This window comes from Microbacterium sp. NPDC056057, from assembly GCF_042266945.1.
GTDB classification, from domain to species: Bacteria; Actinomycetota; Actinomycetes; order Actinomycetales; family Microbacteriaceae; genus Microbacterium; species Microbacterium trichothecenolyticum_C.
In genome coordinates this window covers 1,183,390-1,202,666 of record NZ_JBHJWS010000001.1, presented here as the reverse complement: position 1 = coordinate 1,202,666, position 19,277 = coordinate 1,183,390, and the positions used below count along the sequence as shown (strand labels likewise).

The window sequence follows — 19,277 nt, the reverse complement described above, 5'->3', positions numbered from 1 at the left end:
ACCAGCTGCACTTTCGCGGCTGGGGAAGGGACGACGGGACGACGGGACGACGGATGCCTCGGCGACGCGCCCTCGAAGGGCTCGGCGCCGAGGCATCCGGTCGTGCAGATCAGTCCTGCTGCGGGGCGTTGGCCATCGCAAGCAGGCCGTCGATCATCTCGGGGCCGGCGGCGGCGCCGTCACCGGCGAGGGCGCCCATCATGCCGATGCGGCCGATCGGGAACGACTCCATCATCTTGGACATGTCGATGCCCTCGGGCATGATCGACGCGGCGCTGTCGCCGAGGCCGCCCATCATCTGCGCGATCGCGGCCTGCACCACCGGACCCGCGATCGGGTGGCTCAGCACCTCGCCCATCGACGACGTGCGCGACAGCGGCAGCGTGAGGACGTCGCCCTCGACAGCCACGGCGACGGACGCGCGGATGTCGCGGCTCGACGCCGCGACATCGACCGAATACTCGCCGCCCTCGACGACCCAGCGGTCGGCGCGGATGTCCCAGTACGCGAGGTCCTTGCGGCGCACGGTGAGCGTCACGACCTGGGTCTCGCCCGGCTCGAGCGCGACCGACGCGAACGCCTTCAGCTCGCGCGGTGCGCGCTGCACCGACGATCCGCTCAGCGACGTGTAGACCTGGACGACCTCACGGCCCGCGAGGTCGCCGGTGTTCGTGACGGCCACGGTCACCTCGACGTCGCCGTTCGCGTCGACCTGCGCCGCAGCATCCGCGTACGAGAACGACGTGTACGACAGGCCGTGCCCGAACGGGAACGCGACCTCGAGGCGGCGCGCGTCATACCAGCGGTAGCCGACGAACAGCCCCTCGCCGTAACGCGTGTGCGAGAACTCGCCCGGGAAGTCGAGGAACGCGGGGGTGTCCTCGAGGCGCGCCGGGATCGTCTCGGTGAGCTTGGCCGACGGGTTGACCTCGCCGAACAGCACGTCGGCGGTCGCGCCGCCGCCGGCCTGGCCGAGCAGCCAGCCCTCGAGGATCGCCGGCACCCGATCGGCGAACGGCAGCGCGACGACGCCGCCGTTCGACAGGACCACGACGGTGTTCGGGTTCGCCGCGAGCACCGCGTCGACGAGCTCGAGCTGCGCCGCGGGCAGGTCGATGTCGTCGCGGTCGTAGCCCTCCGACTCCAGGCGGGCGGGCAGGCCCAGGAACAGCACGGCGACCTCGGCGACGGATGCTGCCGCCACAGCCTCGTCGCGCAAGGCCGAGGCTTCCTCCTCAGAGACCTCGAGCGCGTTGCTGAAGCCCTGCGCGTACGCGACGTCGCCGGCGGCGAGCGCGCGGATCCCGTCGAGCGCGGTGTCGAGGCGCGTCGGGTTGATCATCGACGAACCCGCGCCCTGGTAGCGCGGCTTCTCGGCGAACTCGCCGATGACCGCGAGCTTCGCGTCCTTCGCGAGCGGCAGCACGCCACCGTCGTTCTTGAGCAGCACGATCGAGCGGCCCGCGGCCTCGCGGGCGAGGGCGTGGTGGGCGTCGACGTCGAGCGGACCTGCGACGGCTCCGGCACCCTCGGTCGCCTTGCGCACGAGGTCGAGCACGCGGCCGGCCGCGACATCCACCACCGACTCGTCGAGCGAGCCGTCCTGCACGGCCGCGACGATCTGCGCGTCCGTGACGCCGTTCGACGACGGCATCTCGAGGTCCATGCCTGCGGCGAGGCCCGGCACGCGCTCGTTGACGGCGCCCCAGTCCGAGACGACGAGGCCCTCGAAGCCCCACTCATCGCGCAGCACCTGGGTCAGCAGCCACGGGTCCTCCGAGGCGTACACGCCGTTGATGCGGTTGTACGAGCACATGACGGTCCACGGCTGGGCGTCCTCGACGACGCGCTGGAACCCGCGCAGGTAGATCTCGCGGAGCGGCCGCGGGTCGACGTCGGACGAGGACCGCATGCGGTCGTTCTCCTGGTTGTTGGCCGCGAAGTGCTTCAGCGAGGTGCCCACGCCCTTCGACTGGATGCCCTGGACGATCGCGGCGCCGAGGACACCCGACACGATCGGGTCCTCCGAGAGGTACTCGAAGTTGCGGCCGCACAGCGGCGAGCGCTTGATGTTGATGCCGGGGCCGAGCAGCACCGCGACGTTCTCGATCGAGGTCTCGGTGCCGAGGGCCTCGCCGACGCGATGGACGAGGTCGACGTCCCACGACGAGCCGAGGCCCACGGCGGGCGGGAAGCAGGTGGCGGGCACGCTGTCGCCGATACCGAGGTGGTCGCCGCCCTCGCGCTGCTTGCGCAGGCCGTGCGGGCCGTCGGTCACCATGACCGCGGGCACGCCCACGCGGTCGACCGGCTTGGTGTACCAGAAGCTCGCGCCGCTGGTGAGCGACGCCTTCTCTTCGAGGGTGAGTTCCGCGACACGGGGGATGGTCATCGTGTTCCTTCCACGCTGAGAATGGCGAGGCTCTGCAGTGAGCGCTCGAATAAAAACCTTACGTCACTAGGTTTTGAGAAATCAAGCGATATTCGGGTTTACTTCTCCTATGGCAGAGAGCGGCACGGGGCGACGGGGCTCCTATGCGAAGGGCGTCGCGAAGCGCGAGGAGATCCTCACCCGCGCGCTGGACGTGATCGCCCGTGAGGGCTATCGCGGCGCATCGGTGAAGGAGCTGGCCGATGCCGTGGGCCTCAGCCAGGCCGGACTCCTCCACTACTTCGACAGCAAGGAGGAGCTCTTCACCGAGATCCTCCGCAAACGCGACGAGCTCGACTCCGTCGGACAGGGCCTCGGCGGCGACCTTCAGCAGGGTCTCGCCGCGGCCGAGAGCGGCGAGCTGCTCGACATCCGCTCCGGCTACCTGGGTGTGATCCGCCACAACGCCGACGTCCCCGGCCTCGTGCACCTGTTCGCCCGGCTGTCGGTCGACGCGGCCGATCCCGAGCATCCCGCCCACCAGTTCTTCGTCGCCCGCGGCGAGAGCCTGCGCGGGTTCTTCGCCGCCGCGGTCGCGGCCCAGCAGCAGGCCGGCGAGATCACCGATCGCGTCGACCCCGACACCCTCGCACGCCTCTTCCAGGCTGTGGCCGACGGCATGCAGGTGCAGTGGATGCTCGAACCCGACATCGACATGGCCGCTCCGGTGGCGGCGCTGTTCGAACTCCTCGCACCCTCGCCTATCGCCTCCGACGAGGGCGACGCTGCGCGCGAGGGCGACTGATCAGATCGCGAGCGGGTCTGCGAGCAGCCGCAGGCGGGCGTCGCGCTGCGCGCCCCGCAGGGCCGCATCCGCGCCGAGCGTGCTGCCGAGCACCGGTGCGACCGGCAGAACCGGTGCGTGCGCGATGCGAGGCTGGATCGCCCGGAACATCTCATCGACATCTGCGGCGAGCGCTGCGACGAATCCGCCCAGCACGATGACGTCCGGCGCAACCGTCAGCGCCACGATCTGGAGGGTGCGCGCGATCTCGCGTGCCGCCCCGCGCCACACCGACGCGGTGGACTCGTCGCCCGTCCGCACCTGCGTCACGAACGCCTCCAGCGCGACGGTGAGTCCCTCGTCGGCCGCCAGCGCTCCGAGCCCGGAGCGGGCGAGCAGCACGTCGGGGCCGGCCACCGTGACGAGGCAGCCGCGCTGGCCGCACGCGCAGCGCACGCCGTCCGGCACCACGGGCAGATGCCCGAGCGCCGCAGGGAGGACACGTGCGCCGGAGTCGTCGCCCGCGGCGAGCACGACCGCACCGCCGATTCCCGAGTCGGCCTTGAGATACAGCAGCGTGTCGCCGCCGACGGCCGCGTGCTCGGCGAGCGCCGCGACCTCGGCATCCGACACCAGCCGGGGCTCCCCGCCCGCGCGCTCGAAGGCGGCGAGGGCCGTCGACCGCGTACGCAGCAAGCCCAGCAGGTCGACCTCGCCCCACGCCAGATCGGTGTCGGCGAGGACGCGGACCGGCGTTCCACCCACCGGCGCCCACACGACGACGCACACGTCGGCGATGCGCCGCCCGGCCGCGGCCATGCGGCCGGCGACGTCGTCCAGAGCGTCTGCCAGGACGCCCACGATGGCGGCGGGGTCGCCCATCGGCCGCCCGTGACTGCGCGAGGTGCGCGCGAGCTCCTCACCCGCCAGAGTGCCGGCGACCGCCGTCGCGTGGTCGGCGTCGAGCAGGGCGATCAGGACGCACGGGGCGGCGGCCGCGAGCGTGAGCGCCGTCCGGGGCCGTCCCATCCCCGCCGGGGCGACGACGTCGCTCTCTTCGACGAGGCCGGCATCGATGAGTTCGGCGACGAGTGAGGTCACCGCGCCGCGCGACAGCCCGGTGGCGCCGGCGATGTCGGCACGCGCCTCCCCCGCCCCCTCGAGCACGCGCCCCAGCACCAGGCCGAGGTTGTGTCGGCGCACGTCGGGGGTCGCGAGGGGCATGATCGCCATCGTAGGCCGGGGCGGGGCGGTGCGCCCCGCCCCGGTCCGGGTCACGGCTGCGTCGCGTAGTGCGTGTCGTTGACCGATTCGACGGTCCAGGCTCCGGCCTTGTACGTCAGCAGGTTGACGGCGCCGTTGGCGATCCCCGTCTCGGGAACCCGATCGGCTGCGCCGAGGTCGACGAGCAGGCACGAGATCGACAGTCCGCTCGATACCACCAGGATCTTGTCGTCACGATGCTTCGCGGCGTCCTTCGCGATCGCATTCAGCGAGCTCAGCATGCGATCCGAGACGACATCGCAATTCTCCGCGGGAAGCGCCGACACCGGGTTGGTGGCACCGATCGCATCGGTCATCTGCCCGAGCGTGGGCTCAGGAATCCCCTGCTGGGCGAGATACGCGAAGGCGGCGCCGCCCATGGCGCTCTGCTTCGCGCCTTCCCAGCCGCCGAAGTTCAGCTCGCGCAGGCCTTCGACGCGCGTCGCGGACAGCTTCGAGCCCATCCCCTGCAGCATGCGCGTCGCCGTCTCGTAGTGGCGCACCATGTCGGCCGAGTAGGCGGCGTCCACCTGCCCGACCTCGGCCCCGAGGTTCGTGCCGACGGTCGTCGCGGTCGCACGGCCCGCCGCGGTCAGCGGCGAGTCCGACCAGCCCTGCACGAGGTGCAGCGCGTTGAGGATCGTCTCGCCATGGCGCGTCAGGTACACCTGCACGACCGGGTCGCGGTTCGAGGTCGGGGGCTTGGCCGGAGCCGTGGTCCAGCCGCCCAGCGCGGTGGCGCCGAGGACAACCACTGCGGCGATCGCAAGGCGCGGAATCAGTCGGTTCATGTCATCTCCTTCGATTGAACGGGCCAAACGCTAGCGGCACTCGGGATTGGATCGGTCACCTCGTTGCGCGATCGTTACACATAGTTCAGGTCTTGAACTTTGTCTCTCAGTGCGCCACACTGATCCCGAATGCCGTTCGCATTTCGCCCCGATCCGCCCCGAGACATCTCGACGAAGAGGAGTCGCCATGACCGCACAGCCCGACCCCACCCTCGACATCGCGCCCACCGGCCTCATCCGAAGCACCCCACCGGCGCCTGGCGAGCCGCCCGCCAGCCCGCCCGCGCGCAGGGCGCTGCTGCCGAGCATGCTCGTCGCCGCGCTGACGCTGTTCGCCACCTACGGCGGCCTCATCGCGATCCTCCTGCCGACGCAGATCCAGCTGCTGTTCGGCGACGAGCAGAAGGAGGCGAACCTCGCAATCGTCACCACGGTCTCGTTCGTCTTCACGCTCTTCGCCCAGCCGATCGCCGGCGCCTTCAGCGACCGCACGCGCTCGCGGTTCGGCCGTCGCTCGCCGTGGATGGTGCTCGGCGCGCTGGTCGGCGGCATCCTGCTCTTCGGGATGGGCTCGCTCACCGATCTCGTCTGGATCACCGTGTTCTGGGTCGTCATCCAGGTCGCGCTGAACTTCCTCCAGGCGCCGCTGACCACCATCACCGCCGACCGGTTTCCGCGCTCGAAGCGCGGCGGGGCGAGCGCGATGATCGGGCTCGGCACGCAGGTCGGCATGACCGTCGGCATCATGGTGGCGAGCGCCCTCGCGGCCCAGTTCGGCGTCGCCTACTCCGTGTTCGGCGGGGCTGTGATCGTCGTGACGCTCCTGTTCGTGCTCATCAACCGGGATTGGTCGTCCAAGGACGCCGCCGTCGAGCCGTTCCGCTGGGGCGCCTTCTTCCGGGGCTTCTGGGTGAACCCGCGCAAGCACCCCGACTTCTTCTGGGCGTTCACGGCACGATTCCTGCTGATCCTCGGCTACTTCGTCGTCTCGACCTATCAGCTGTACCTGCTGCAGCAGTACATCGGGCTGTCGCTCGGCGAGGCGCAGGGCGCCGTGCTGACGCTCACGCTCGTCGCGTTCGTGCCCACCCTGCTCGCGATCGCGCTGTCGGGATGGTGGAGCGACAAGGTCGGCCGCCGCAAGGTGTTCATCTACGCCGCCTCCGTGATCATGGTCGCAGGGCTCGCGATGCCGCTGATCATGCCCGACATGACCGGCATGGTCCTCATGAGCATCATCAACGGCGTCGGCTTCGGCCTGTACATGTCGGTCGACGCCGCACTCATGACCGAGGTGCTGCCCAGCGAGGGCACCGCTGCGGGCAAGGACCTCGGCATCCTCAACGTCGCCACCAACATCCCGCAGGCCCTCAGCCCGTCGATCGCGCTGCTGATCATCTCGGCGATGGGCGGGTACGCCATGCTGTTCGTGTTCGCGATCGTGTTCGTCATCCTGGCAGCGATCGCCACGGCGCCCATCAAGGGCGTCCGCTAGAGTCCGCGAGAAGGGACCCACCCCATGACAGACATCACCACCGCACTCCGCTACGCGGAGGCCGACACCGCCACCGGACGGGTGCGAGGCTTCTGGCGGGGCGAGCCCGGCGCCGGCGGGTCCGCCGCGTTCCTCGGCATCCCGTTCGCGAAGCCGCCCGTCGGCGAGCTGCGGTTCGCCGCCCCCGTGCCTGCCGAGCCGTGGGACGGCGTGCGCGACGCCCTCGCGTTCGGCGCCACCGCGCAGCGCGGCGACCCCGGCGTGACCCTCATCCCCGAGCCGTCCGTGCCGGGCGAGTCGACCCTCAACGTCAACGTCTTCACGCCGGTTCCCGGAGCGACGGATGCTGCGCTCCCGGTGCTCGTCTGGATCCACGGCGGCGGCTACTTCGCGGGCTCGCCGGCGAGCCCCTGGTACGACGGCCGCTCGTTCAACCGCGACGGCGTGGTCACCGTGACGATCTCGTACCGGCTCGGCTTCGACGGGTTCGGCTGGATCGAGGACGCCCCCTCCAACCGAGGCGTCCGCGACTGGCTGCTCGCCTTGCAGTGGGTCCAGGACAACATCGCGAACTTCGGCGGCGATCCGTCGCGCGTGACCATCGCCGGACAGTCCGCCGGCGGCGGGGCGGTGCTGACACTGCTCGGGATGCCGGCGGCCCAGCACCTCTTCCACTCGGTGTGGGCGCTGTCCGGCGCCACCGCCGACGTCGCGACGGAGCGCTGGGAGGCGATCGGGCGCGACGTCGCGGCACGCGTCGGCGTCGCCCCCACCCGCGCCGCGCTGTCGACGGTGCCCGAGGAGCGCATCATCGAGGCGCAGAAGAAGGCGACGAGCGTGGCCGGCCCGGACGCCATCACCAAGCTGCTCGACGACGGCCTCCTGCTCGGCCCGTCGATCGACGGCGACCTCCTCACCCGGCCCACGATCGCCTCGCTCGCGGCGGGCGTCGGCGCCGACAAGCCGCTCGTGCTCGGCGCCACCGACGACGAGTTCTCGATGGTCGTGGCGGGACGGGCCAAGACACTCCGCTGGATCCCGCTGGGCCTCCTGCTCGGCCGGTCCGGACTCACGGGGACGCAGCGCAAGGCGTACCTCGCGGCGAACCGGGACGTGGTGGCGCGCGGACACGCCGCCGTGCTCGGCCGCTACATCACCGACCGCATGTTCCGCAGCGCCGTCGTCCGTACGGCGCGGGCACGCGGCGCCGCTCCGACGTGGGTCTACCGCTACGCGTTCCGCTCGTCGCAGCCCGGCGCGGTGAACGGGTCGGCGGTGCACTGCATCGACGTCCCGTTCTGGTTCGACTGCCTGGACTCGGTGCAGATCGAGCCGCTCACCGGCCCGAATCCGCCGCAGCAGCTCGCCGACCAGACGCACGCCGCTGCGGTCGGCCTGATCGTCGGCGCCGATCCCGGCTGGCCGGCATGGTCGGGCGCTCCGGGCACCACGCGTGTCTTCGGCGGGCCGGCGGGCTCCCCCGACGTCGACCCCCACGGCTACGCCGCGGTCGCGTCGCTGCTCTGACCACAGACTCCCGCCGCCCCTGCAGCGCGGGAACCGCGAAAGGGTGGGTCTCCGCCGATGCATCGGCGAGGACCCACCCTTTCGTGTGTGCGGTTTCTCAGGACAGCGCGGCGACGACCTCGCGCTCGAACAGCTCCACGCCCGAGAGGTCGTAGGCCGCCTCGGGGAAGTAGTGGATCGCGTAGGCGATGCCGTGGCGCTCGCGCTCGGCGAGGCGCTCGGCGACCTGCTCGGGGGTGCCGAACGCGGGCGACGTCAGGTAGTCGTGCTCGATGTGGTCGGCGCGCTCCTGCCCGACGTGCGGCAGCAGACGCGCCTTCACAGCGGCCAGGCGATCGCGCGCCTCGGCCTCTGTCGCGCCGACGATCGTGTTGAAGTTCGACGTGCGCGTGATCTCGGAGAAGTCCCGGCCGAGCGCGTCGCAGTGGCCCTGGAGCACGGCGCTCTTGCGGTCGATGTCCTCCAGCGAGCCGGCGTAGTTCGTGTACGACGCGTACTTCGCCGCGATCTTGAGCGTGACCTTCTCGCCGCCGCCGGCGACCCAGATGGGGATGCCGCCGTCCTGCAGAGGCAGCGGCTGCACGATGGCGCCGTCCACCTGATAATGCTTGCCGTCGAGCGTGGCACGCCCGGTCGTCCAGGCCTGCTGCATGATGTCGACGCCCTCGCGCAGCATCCAGAGCCGCTCCGGCACCGGCGGGAAGCCGTAGCCGTACGCCTCCCACTCGTGCTCGTACCACCCGCCGCCGATGCCCATCTCGGTGCGACCGCCCGAGACGATGTCGACGGTGGCGGCGACCTTGGCGAGGTAGGCGGGGTTGCGGTAGCCCATGCAGGTGCACATCTGGCCGAGACGGATGCGGTCGGTCGAGGCCGCGAAGGCCGCCATGAGCGTCCACGCCTCGTGCGTCGCCTCGTCGCTCGGCACCGGGGTCGTGTGGAAGTGGTCGTAGACCCAGAGGGACTCCCACGGCCCGGCGTCGGCGCGCTGGGCGAGCCCCTTCATCACCTCCCAGTGCTCTGAGGGGTCGATGCCGACGAGATCGAATCGCCAGCCCTGGGGGATGAATGTTCCGAAGCGCATACCCCTCAGCCTAAGGAAGCGTTTACTCGCCGACCACGCCGAACACCCGGGCATGCGGCATCCGCTCGCGCATCACGGCGATCGCGGCCGGGTTGTGGTCCACGAGGACGGCGTCGCGGCCCAGCGCCGAGGCGACCGCACCGGTGGTGCCGCTGCCGGCGAAGAAGTCGAGCACCCGATCGCCGGGGCGCGACGAGGCCTGCACGATGCGCCGGAGGATCCCCTCGGGCTTCTGCGTCGGATACCCGGTCTTCTCGCGGCCGGTGGTCGGCACGATGGTGTGCCACCAGACGTCGGTGGGGAGCTTTCCGCGCTCGGCCTTCTCGGGAGTCACGAGTCCCGGCGCCATGTAGGGCTCGCGATCGACGGCCTCCGAGTCGAACCAGTACGACTTCGGATCCTTGACGTACACCAGGATCGTGTCGTGCTTCGTGGGCCACCGCTTGCGCGTCTTCGCCCCGTAGTCGTAGGCCCAGATGAGCTCGTTCAGGAACCGCTCGCGCCCGACGAGCGCGTCCATGAGCACCTTGGCGTAGTGCGCCTCGCGGTAGTCGAGGTGGAGGTACAGGGTGCCGTCATCGGCGAGCAGGCGCCACGCCTCGAGCAGGCGCGGCTCGAGGAAGCCCCAGTAGTCGTCGAAGGTGTCGTCGTACGCACGCAGGTCACCGCGGATCCGCTCGTACTCGCGCCCGTGGAACCCGCGCCGCACGACGGCAGGCGCCACCGCTTGCGATCCGCGAGAGTTCACCTGGTCGCCGAGAGGCTGGTTGCTTCCCGCTCCCTCGTCGACCAGCTGACCTTTCGCGGCGGAAGCGACGGACGCGGAAACGGATGCTGCGGAGCGCGCGGTCTCGATGGACCGCTCTTGCGGGCGGCCGGTGTTGAAGGGCGGGTCGAGATAGATCAGCGTGAACGACGCGTCGGGCAGCGTGCGGGAGACCACGAGGTTGTCACCGTGGTGGATCTCGACCGAGCCCGGAGGCGCAGCATCCGGCGCCCCGATCAGGGAACCCGGCGAAGCCATGCGTCCGTCGCGAACTTCGACGCCACGAGCGCCTCGGCCTCGGCGTATTCGTCGTCGGTGATGTGCCCGGGGACCGCGCCGTAGAGGTTGGTGAACGTCTCCTCGAGCTTGGCGATGATCGCCTCGCGCGGCAGCCCGGTCTGGCGGCGCAGGGGGTCGACGCGCTTGGCCGCCGAGGTCGTGCCCTTGTCGCTGAGCTTCTCGCGGCCGATGCGCAGGACCTCGGTCATGACCTCGCCGTCCATGTCGTAGCTGAGGGTCGCGTGGTGCAGCACTCCCCCGTTCGCGAGGCGCTTCTGCGCGGCGCCGCCGATCTTGCCCTGCGGCGAGGCGATGTCGTTGAGCGGCTGGTAGGTCGCCTCGATGCCGAGCGCGCGCAGCGCCTGCAGCACCCAGTCGTCGAGGAACGCGTACGAGTCCGCGAAGGTGAGCCCGGCGACGAGGGATGCCGGCACGTACAGCGAGTACGTGACGATCGAGTTCGCCCCCATGAGCATGGCGCCGCCGCCGGAGATGCGGCGGACGACGTCGTAGCCGTGCGCGGCAGCCCCGTCGGGGTCGACCTCGTTGCGGAGGGACTGGAACGAGCCGATCACCACGGCGTTCTCGTCCCACTCCCAGATGCGCAGCGTGGGCCGCCGGCGGCCGTCGCCGACCCGGCCGGTGAGCACCTCGTCGAGCGCGAGGTTCATGCGGGGCGAGACGGGCTTCTCGTGCACGATCTCCCAGTCGAAGTCGCGCCAGCCCGGGGCCGTCACGAGTGCGCGGCGGACCGCCGTGCCGACCGCCTCGGGCGTGAAGCCGAGGAGCTGAGCCCCGTCGGGGAGCGCCGAGCGCACCGCGGCGGCGATGGCCGCGACATCCGCCTCGATCGGGAGCCCGTTGACGGCGGCGTCGATGTCGGCGAGCGCGTCGTCGGGTTCGAGGAAGAAGTCCCCCGCGAGGTGGAAGTCCGCGATGCGTCCGTCGCGCTCCTCGAGGTCGACGACCACGAGCTTTCCGCCGGGCACCTTGTATTCGCCGTGCATGGGCTTCAGCCTATTCGCGCGGCGGGCACAGGCGCCGATCGGGCGGGCGCCGCCGCACTCAGGTGCGGTCCGCGATGTGCTTGTCGAGCCACGCGAGAAGGTCAGCACGGACCTCCGCCTGCATGACCTCGTTGAAGATCTCGTGGCGCGCACCCGGGTACACGAGCGTCGTCACGTCGGTGAAGCCCGAGCGCGTGCGGTACGCATCGGCCAGCCGGTGGACGCTGCGCGGACCGCCCACGGTGTCGTCGCGGCCGACCATGAGGAGGGTCGGGATGTCGACGCCGAGGTCCTTGCCCGGCTTGCCGATCAGACGCAGCGTGTCGACGGGGCCGAAGAGCTTCGGGAGCGTCTCGTGGGTCGTGAGTCCGTCGGCGAGGAACTCCTCGCCGACCTTCGGGTCGGAGGAGAGCCACTCGACGCCCGTCGCCTGCGGGCTGTTCCAGGGCTTGTTGAGGTCGCCGGAGTTCAGCGACCCCGGCCACAGCAGCGACGAGCCGGAGAGTACGAGCGCGTCGTAGGCGTCGGGGTGGTCGTTGATGAGCTTCTGCGACATGAACGAGCCCCACGAATGCCCGAGCAGCACGAGCGGGAGGTCGGGGTTCTCGGCACGGATCTGCTGCGTGAACTGCCACAGGGCCGAGATCGTGGCGCGCAGGCCGCCGGGGCCGAGCTGCCCGAGCTTCGAGGCGTCGCCCTTGTGCTGGCCCATTCCGGTGCGGCCGTGGCCGCGGTGGTCGTCGGCGTACACCGTGAACCCGTCCGCGGTGAGTGCGTCGACCAGGGCCGCGTAACGCCCGGCGTGCTCGCCGACGCCGTGGAGGAGCTGCACCACACCCCGCGGTCCCGTCTTCGCCGGGTGGACGTCGTAGACGATCGTGACGCCGTACGCGTCCGTGTACTCGGGCATGCGCAGAAGTCTAGGGGCGATGGATGCTGCGACCCGCCGCACGGCTCGGAGGCGCAGCATCCATCGATCCCGACTTTGTTTAGCAAGACTAATGAGCTAGGCTAACTAACCGGATGAGCAGCAACGAGACTTCAGATTCAGACACCGGCCCCGATGCCGGTACTCACGCAGACCTCTCCCCCGCCGCCTCGCAGCTGCGCATCGCGACGTTCCGCCTCGCGCGACGCATGCGCACGCAGCGCGCCGTCGACTCGATGAGCGACGGACAGTTCGCGGTGCTCGCCGCCCTCAAGGTGCACGGCCCCCACACGCTCGGCGATCTCGCCGAGCGTGAACGCGTCTCGGCCCCGTCGATGAACCGCACCGTCAACTGCCTGCAGGACTCCGGCTACATCGTGCGCGGCGCCGACGAGCGCGACGGCCGCAAGGTCGTCATCTCGCTGACCCCCGAGGGCGTGGCGGTCGTCGAAGAGACCGCGCGTCGCCGCGATGCGTGGGTCGAGGCCTCGCTCGCCGAGCTCACGCCGGCCGAGCGCGAGACCCTCGCCGCCGCGGCCGACATCATGGAGCGGATGGTGGCCCGATGAGCGCCATGTTCCGCTCCTTCTCCGCGTTCAACTACCGCGTCTGGTTCATCGGCGCGCTGGTGTCGAACATCGGCGCGTGGATGCAGTCCACCGCGATCAGCTGGGTGGTGCTCACCGAGCTGACCGACAACGACGCCGCCGCGATGGGCGTCACGATGGCGCTGCAGTTCGCCCCGCCGCTCCTGCTCGTCGGCGTCACGGGGCTGGTCGCCGACCGCTTCGACCGGCGCAAGCTGCTCCTCGTCACGCAGAGCCTGCTCCTCCTGCTCGGCGTCGCGATCGGCGTGCTCATCTTCGCCGGGATGATGACGCTGCCGATCATGTACGGGTTCGCGCTCGCGCTCGGCGTCGTCGCCGCGTTCGACAACCCGGCCCGCCAGGCCTTCGTGTCGGACCTGGTCGCCCGCGAGAACGCGTCGAACGCTGTCGCGCTCAACGCGGCGTCGTTCAACGGCGCCCGCATGATCGGTCCCGCGGTCGCGGGCATCGTCATCGTCGCGATCGGCACCGGGTGGGTGTTCGTCGCCAACGCCGTGACGTTCCTCGCGATGCTCGCGGCCCTCGTGCTGATCCGCACCCATGAGCTCGTGCCGCGCGTGAAGGCGCCGCAGTCCTCGCGCCTCGCCGACGGATTCCGCTACGTCGCCGGCCGCCCCGACCTCATCGTCACGTGCGCGATGGTGTTCCTCATCGGCGCGTTCGGCATGAACTTCCCGATCCTCGCGTCGACCATGGCCGTCGAGTTCGGCAAGGAGGCCGACGGCTTCGGCCTGCTCAGCTCGATCCTCGCGATCGGCTCGGTCGCGGGCGCCCTGCTCGCCGCCCGCCGCGACCGCGCCCGGCTGCGCGTGCTCATCAGCGGCACGGCGATGTTCGGGATCGCCGCCGTGGTGTCGGCGTTCATGCCGACGTACTGGCTCTACGCGATCACCCTCATGTTCACGGGCTTCGCGGTGGTCACCATGATGACCACCGCGAACGGCTACGTGCAGACCACCACCGACCCGGTGCTGCGCGGCCGCGTGCTGGCGCTGTACATGGCGATCCTCATGGGCGGCACCCCGATCGGCGCGCCCATCGTGGGATGGGTGGCCGGCGAGTTCGGCCCGCGCGCGGCGATCCTCGTCGGTGCCGTCGCCGCGTTCGTCGCCTTCGCCATCGGCGCCACGTGGCTGCTGTGGTCGGGGCGTCTGCACCGCCACGAGCAGAAGCGGTTCCGCCTCACGCTCGACGAGACGCGCCCGCTCACCATCGTCGCCCCCGAGGAGTTCAGCGACGAGGTCGCCGGCACCACGCCGATCCGCGTGCTTCCGGGCGACGGGGACGAGATCCGCACCCGCGCCCGCGCCAGCTGACGCGGTAGCGCCCCGCCGCTCGGGCTTCGTTCGCCACAGATGTACGCGTTTCGGCCCGATCCGCGTACTTCTGTGGCGAACGAACGACGGATGAGACGGATCTACGGGCGGATCGTCAGCGACGCCGACGCCGCGGCCAGCCCGTCGGCGGTCACCGTCACCGTCGCCGATCCCGGCCCGGTGGGCCGCACGATCGCGAGGGCGCGCCCGTCGTGCGTCGTGACCGAGGGGCCCGCGAACGACTCCTCGGTGCGGATGCGTCCGGTGCCGAGCCCGACGAGCTCCGCGTCGCCGTCGACGGTCACCGTGACGAGGCGGTTGGCGTCGACCGCGACGACGCCGTCCGCGTCGGCCAGCGAGATCGCGACGAACCCGAGCCCGTCGGCAGAGATCTCGGACTCCTCGACGGATGCTGCGAGCCCCACCTCGCCGGCCGTCCGCAGCGTCGTGCGCCCGACCTCGATGCCTCCGGTGCGGGCGATCGCGACGAGCTCACCCGGGCGGTACTCGGTCTCGAAGCGTGCGCGGAACGCCTTCTCGGCTCCGACCGCGGCGACGGCGAGCGAGACGCCGTCGCGCAGCAGCTCGACCTCCTCGGCCGGCGCGTAGACGTCGACCGTGACGGGGACGCCGGGCTCGGCATCCCAGGTCCACGACGACACCGAGTCGTCCCAGGACCAGGGCGTGGTCGCGGTCGGCCGGCCGTGGTGGCGCGGCGGGTGCACGGCCAGGTACGGCTCGGCGCGCAGGCCGAACACGATCTCGCGGTAGAACGAGACCGGGCGGCGGAAGCCCGTGATGTCGATGTCGCCGCATCCCGCCAGCAGGTGCGGGTAGGGGCCGGCCGTGCCGGTCGGCTCGTAGCCCGGCTCGTCGGTGTAGTCGACGCGCCCGATGCCGGCCTCGCCGAGGTAGTCCCAGCCGGTCCACGTGAAGTCGCCGACGACGTGGTCGAGCCGCTCGACGAGGTCCCACATCTTCTCGATGCGCGACGGGAAGGTCTCGGACCCCACGATCACGCGGTTCGGGAACAACTCGCGGTCGAGCTCGTACCGCGACTCTGCGTAGTTGAACCCGACGACGTCGAGCACCGATGCCGACTCCTCGGTCGACGCGGTGACGAGCTCCGACGCGTTGGCGCGCGCCATCGTGTCGCCCATCGTCGCCATCATCGTGTTCGGATCGGTCGGCCCGGTCTCGTCGGAGTCCTCGGGGCGCCCCATCTTGTCGAGGTTCGCGATGATCCCGTTGATCCCGTTGGTGACCAGGCGCGTGTCGTCGGCGTCGCGGAACGCCTCGGCCAGGCGCCGGCTCCAGGCGGAGCCCGCGGGCGTCGCGAGCTCGAGGATCTCATTCCCGATCGAGTACATGATCACGCTCGGGTGGTTGACGTCCTTCGCGACGAGGGCTTCGACGTCGTGGCGCCACCGGTCGGGGAAGCTCGGAGCGGCGTCGAACGCGACCTTCGAGCGGGTCCAGGTGTCGGTGAGCTCATCCATCACGAGTACGCCGTGCCGGTCGCAGGCATCGAGCATCGCGCGGCTCATCGGGTTGTGCGAGCTCCTCAGCGCGTTGAACCCTGCTGCCTTCAGTAGGCGCACGCGCCGGTCCTCTGCCACGGCGAACGTCGCGGCGCCGAGCGGTCCGCTGTCGTGGTGCACGCACGCGCCCCGCAGCTTGACGGTCTCCCCGTTGATCCGCAGCCCGCGCGCCGCATCGACCTGCAGGCGGCGGATGCCGAAGGTCGCGGCATCCGCGTCGATCTGCTCTCCGCTCTCCTCGGCGAGAGTCGTCCGCACGCGGTGGAGCGCGGGGGCGTCGACACTCCACAGCGCCGGATCGTCGACCGCGAGGCGCACGCGCGCCACGGCGTCGGCGTTCGGAAGCACCGTCACCGGCGCCGTTCCCGTCGCGACGTCGGAGCCGTCCGGCGCCTCCACCGTCCAGGTGAGTCGCAGCGTGCGGGTGCGGCGCGTGCCGTTCCGCACCGTGGTCGCGACCTGGACGACGGCGCGATCGGCGTCGATGTCAGGCGTCGTGACGCGCGTGCCGTCGAGCGGGATGTGCACGGGGTCGGCGACCACCAGGTGGACCGGACGATAGATGCCCGCACCGGAATACCACCGGCTGTCGCGGTGCGCGCGGGCCTCGACCGTCACGCGGTTGGGCTCGCCGTGTCGCAGGTACGGGTCGAGCACGGCCTCGAACGCGTTGTACCCGTTCGGCTCGTGCGTCACGGCGTCGCCGTTGACGAACACGACGGCGTCGCGGTAGACGCCCTCGAACTCGAGGCGCACGGTCTTGTCGCGCCACTCGGCGGGGACGTCGAACGTCTTGGCGTACTCGAAGACACCGCCGGGGACGTAGCCGGTGTGCACGCCCTGGTCGCTGTCGGCCGAACGCGGGAGGTCGCGCACGGCGTCGTGCGGCAGGCGGACAGGTCGGGGTGCGGACTCCGGCGTGGGCGCCTCGAAGGCGCCGAGCTTCGGGCCCGCGGCCCAGCCTTCGAGGAAGGGCTCGCGGATCACTCGTGCTCCCCCACTCGCTCCGGAGCCGATCCGCCCTCGGCCTCGTCGACAGCGTCCTGCGCGTCGAGAACGTCCAGCGCGTTCTCGATCGACACGAGGTCGTAGCCGCGGATGAGGACGCGGAAGGCCTCGTGGAGCGCCTCGGCCATGTCCGTCGAATCCGGTGCCAGAAGCCACTGCACTTGCAGGCCGTCCATGAGGGCGATCGTCGCGACCGCAGCGCGGCCCGGATCCACACCGTCCATCAGGCGCCCGGCGGCGGCGGCGCGCTCGAAGGAGCCGGTCACGCTGGCGCGCACGGAGACGTATCGGTTGACGAAGTACTGGTGCGCGGGATGCGCGGGCGAGGTCGCCTCGGCCGAGAGCATGCAGTACAGCTCGACGATGCCGGGCTGCGCCGCGTTGAACCTCGCCAGCTCAGCGAGCGCCCGCAGCGCCTCGACTCCGTCGGGGATGTCGAAGTCGACGCGAGCGCGCGACAGCTCGTCCCGGTGTTCGAGCAGCGCCATCAGGAGCGCGCTCTTGCTGCGGAAGTGGTGCAGCAGCCCCGCTTCGCTCATCCCGACCCGCTCCGCCACTTCTCGGAGGGAGCCCGCGCGATAGCCGGACTGCGAGAACACCTCCAGGGCGGCGTCGAGGATCGCCGTGCGCGTCTGGCTCGACTTGGCGTACTCGCCACGCGGCTTCCGCGTCCTCGTGGGAGCGGTCCCCGCCTGTGCTGGGGCGGAAGTCGTCTCGGTCATCGTCACACCGTATCCCCGAGCCGTCTCGCGCACCTCCGTCGGTGGCCTGTCGGGGTCCTTCCCCTCCGTTCTATAACGAATTCCTAATGCTCGCTAGTTTTTTAGATCAAAAACCTAGCGCCCACTAGAAATTGCTGTTAGCGTCTCCCGGCAGTAGGCGATCCGCAGGGGCATCGCCACCTATGAAGGGACCAAGGATGTTCCGTTGGAAGGCCACAGCAGCCACCATCGCGATCGCCGCACTCGCCCTCACCGGCTGCGCCGGTGCAGGAGACGACGGGTCAGGCGGAAGCGACTCCGGTCGGGCAGACCGGCTCACGCTCACCGCGATCATCGGGCCCACGAGCTACGACATCGGGCAGGGCGCCGAGTACGGCAACCGCAGCCCCTTCTTCCAGGCCGTGTTCGACACGCTGCTGCAGAAGAACTCCGACGGTGAGATCGAGCCCTGGCTCGCCACCAAGTGGGAGTACAACGAAGACAACACCGTGCTGACGCTGACGCTCCGCGACGACGTGGAGTTCACCGACGGCACCAAGCTCGACGCCGACGCCGTCGTGGCGAGCCTCGAGCGCTTCCGCGACGGCACGTCGCCGCAGGCCGCGACGCTGGCCGGCAAGGAGTTCGCGGCTGTCGACGCCACCACCGTGACCATCACGCAGGACGCGCCCGACCCGTCCCTGGTCAACATGCTCTCGATCGCCCCCGGCCTCATCCAGGCGCCGTCCACGTTCGACGACCCCGACTCGGCCACCGAGCCGATCGGCTCCGGCCCGTACGTGCTCGACACCGCGGCGACCGTCACCGGCACCACGTACGTCTACACGGCCAACCCCGACTACTGGAACCCGGATGCCGTCAAGTACGACAACCTGACGATCAACGTCATCGAGGACCCGACCGCGACGCTCAACGCCCTCAAGGCCGGCGAGGCCAACGGCGCGAAGATCGTGAACAACGACACGATCCCCGAGATCGAGGCATCCGGCTGGACGATCGAGTCCAACGAGCTCGACTTCCAGGGCCTGCTGCTGTTCGACCGCGCCGGCACGATGGCGCCCGAGCTCGCCGACGTCAAGGTGCGCCAGGCGATCAACATGGCGTTCGACCGCGAGGCGCTGCTGAAGGCGCTGCAGGCAGGCTACGGAACCGTCACCGAGCAGGTCTTCCCGGCGACGTCGGTCGGCTACGACGAGGCGCTCGACAGCACCTACGAGTACGACCCCGAAGGCGCCAAGAAGCTCCTCGCCGAGGCCGGCTACCCCGATGGGTTCTCGATCGACATGATGTCGACCCCGGCGTTCCAGACCACGTTCGACCTGGTCGCGCAGCAGCTCGCCGACATCGGGATCACGGTGAACTACACCGACCCCGGCACCGGCAACTTCATCACCGACATGCTCGCCCCGAAGTACCCGGCGACGTGGATGGCGCTCGAGCAGAACCCGGACTGGCAGCTGATCAACTTCATGATCGCTCCCGAGGCCACGTTCAACCCGTTCCACTCGCAGGACCCGAAGGTCGACGAGTACATCTCGACGATCCAGATGGGCACGAAGGACGAGGCCGACCAGGCCACGAAGGACCTCAACGCCTACCTGGTCGAGCAGGCCTGGTTCGCGCCGTTCTTCCGGGTCCAGGGCACGTACGCGACCGACGCGAACACGAACCTCGAGTTCTGGCCCACCAACGCCTACCCGTCGATCTTCGACTTCTCGCCGAAGAACTGAATCCTCTCCCCGCCCGCCCGCACACTGCGGGCGGGCGGGGAGACACCACCCACGGGA

Annotated in this window: 15 protein-coding genes; 6 read left to right on the top strand and 9 right to left on the bottom strand. The window is 70.5% G+C overall.

Annotated features, from left to right (window positions below):
* Positions 1-109 precede the first annotated feature (109 nt).
* Positions 110-2,392: a glycoside hydrolase family 3 C-terminal domain-containing protein gene (locus tag ACFC1K_RS05085; protein WP_375870717.1), complete on the bottom strand. Its 2,283-nt coding sequence runs from the start codon at positions 2,390-2,392 to the stop codon at positions 110-112.
* 109 nt (positions 2,393-2,501) lie between these two features.
* Between ACFC1K_RS05085 and ACFC1K_RS05080 the strand changes: the two genes are divergently transcribed.
* Complete coding sequence (locus ACFC1K_RS05080) at positions 2,502-3,176, top strand: TetR/AcrR family transcriptional regulator (protein WP_375870716.1); 675 nt, start codon at positions 2,502-2,504, stop codon at positions 3,174-3,176.
* On the opposite strand, the gene ACFC1K_RS05075 is transcribed toward ACFC1K_RS05080, so the two are convergent.
* Entirely contained in the window at positions 3,177-4,379 is a 1,203-nt protein-coding gene (locus ACFC1K_RS05075) for an ROK family protein (protein ID WP_375870715.1), read from the bottom strand. It abuts the gene before it with no gap.
* Positions 4,380-4,429: 50 nt separating this feature from the next.
* Positions 4,430-5,209 carry a histidine phosphatase family protein gene (locus ACFC1K_RS05070; protein WP_375870714.1) on the bottom strand — a complete coding sequence of 260 codons (780 nt, stop codon included), beginning with the start codon at positions 5,207-5,209 and terminating at the stop codon, positions 4,430-4,432.
* Between the two features lie 187 nt (positions 5,210-5,396).
* Here ACFC1K_RS05070 and ACFC1K_RS05065 point away from each other — a divergent pair, with 187 nt between their 5' ends.
* Positions 5,397-6,704, top strand: a complete 1,308-nt coding sequence (locus ACFC1K_RS05065) for an MFS transporter (RefSeq protein ID WP_375870713.1) — start codon at positions 5,397-5,399, stop codon at positions 6,702-6,704.
* Between the two features lie 24 nt (positions 6,705-6,728).
* On the top strand, positions 6,729-8,231 hold the full coding sequence (locus ACFC1K_RS05060; RefSeq protein ID WP_375870712.1) for a carboxylesterase/lipase family protein: 1,503 nt from the start codon (positions 6,729-6,731) through the stop codon (positions 8,229-8,231).
* 97 nt (positions 8,232-8,328) lie between these two features.
* On the opposite strand, the gene ACFC1K_RS05055 is transcribed toward ACFC1K_RS05060, so the two are convergent.
* Genes ACFC1K_RS05055 through ACFC1K_RS05040 form a run of 4 tightly spaced genes read right to left on the bottom strand, consistent with a single transcriptional unit; the run spans position 8,329 to position 12,277 of the window.
* On the bottom strand, positions 8,329-9,315 hold the full coding sequence (locus tag ACFC1K_RS05055; protein WP_375870711.1) for an LLM class F420-dependent oxidoreductase: 987 nt from the start codon (positions 9,313-9,315) through the stop codon (positions 8,329-8,331).
* A gap of 22 nt (positions 9,316-9,337) precedes the next feature.
* The gene (locus tag ACFC1K_RS05050; RefSeq protein WP_375870710.1) at positions 9,338-10,339 is read right to left on the bottom strand and encodes a DNA-methyltransferase; all 1,002 of its coding nucleotides are present in this window, start codon (positions 10,337-10,339) and stop codon (positions 9,338-9,340) included.
* The gene (locus tag ACFC1K_RS05045; protein ID WP_310285924.1) at positions 10,318-11,367 is read right to left on the bottom strand and encodes a biotin/lipoate A/B protein ligase family protein; all 1,050 of its coding nucleotides are present in this window, start codon (positions 11,365-11,367) and stop codon (positions 10,318-10,320) included. Before ACFC1K_RS05045 ends, ACFC1K_RS05050 begins: the two co-directional genes overlap by 22 nt.
* A gap of 58 nt (positions 11,368-11,425) precedes the next feature.
* A complete protein-coding gene (locus ACFC1K_RS05040) occupies positions 11,426-12,277 on the bottom strand; it encodes an alpha/beta hydrolase (protein WP_375870709.1) in 852 nt (283 codons plus the stop codon).
* Between the two features lie 113 nt (positions 12,278-12,390).
* Here ACFC1K_RS05040 and ACFC1K_RS05035 point away from each other — a divergent pair, with 113 nt between their 5' ends.
* Together ACFC1K_RS05035 and ACFC1K_RS05030 are read left to right on the top strand one after the other, a co-directional pair.
* Entirely contained in the window at positions 12,391-12,864 is a 474-nt protein-coding gene (locus tag ACFC1K_RS05035) for a MarR family winged helix-turn-helix transcriptional regulator (RefSeq protein ID WP_375870708.1), read from the top strand.
* The gene (locus ACFC1K_RS05030) at positions 12,861-14,219 is read left to right on the top strand and encodes an MFS transporter (RefSeq protein ID WP_375870707.1); all 1,359 of its coding nucleotides are present in this window, start codon (positions 12,861-12,863) and stop codon (positions 14,217-14,219) included. Before ACFC1K_RS05035 ends, ACFC1K_RS05030 begins: the two co-directional genes overlap by 4 nt.
* A gap of 101 nt (positions 14,220-14,320) precedes the next feature.
* Here ACFC1K_RS05030 and ACFC1K_RS05025 read toward each other — a convergent pair whose 3' ends face one another.
* Together ACFC1K_RS05025 and ACFC1K_RS05020 are read right to left on the bottom strand one after the other, a co-directional pair.
* On the bottom strand, positions 14,321-16,747 hold the full coding sequence (locus ACFC1K_RS05025) for a glycoside hydrolase family 2 TIM barrel-domain containing protein (RefSeq protein WP_375870706.1): 2,427 nt from the start codon (positions 16,745-16,747) through the stop codon (positions 14,321-14,323).
* A complete protein-coding gene (locus tag ACFC1K_RS05020) occupies positions 16,744-17,490 on the bottom strand; it encodes a TetR/AcrR family transcriptional regulator (protein ID WP_375870705.1) in 747 nt (248 codons plus the stop codon). Before ACFC1K_RS05020 ends, ACFC1K_RS05025 begins: the two co-directional genes overlap by 4 nt.
* 197 nt (positions 17,491-17,687) lie before the next feature.
* Between ACFC1K_RS05020 and ACFC1K_RS05015 the strand changes: the two genes are divergently transcribed.
* Positions 17,688-19,220 (top strand): ABC transporter substrate-binding protein, encoded by a 1,533-nt coding sequence (locus ACFC1K_RS05015; protein ID WP_375870704.1) that lies wholly within the window; start codon positions 17,688-17,690, stop codon positions 19,218-19,220.
* Positions 19,221-19,277 lie beyond the last annotated feature (57 nt).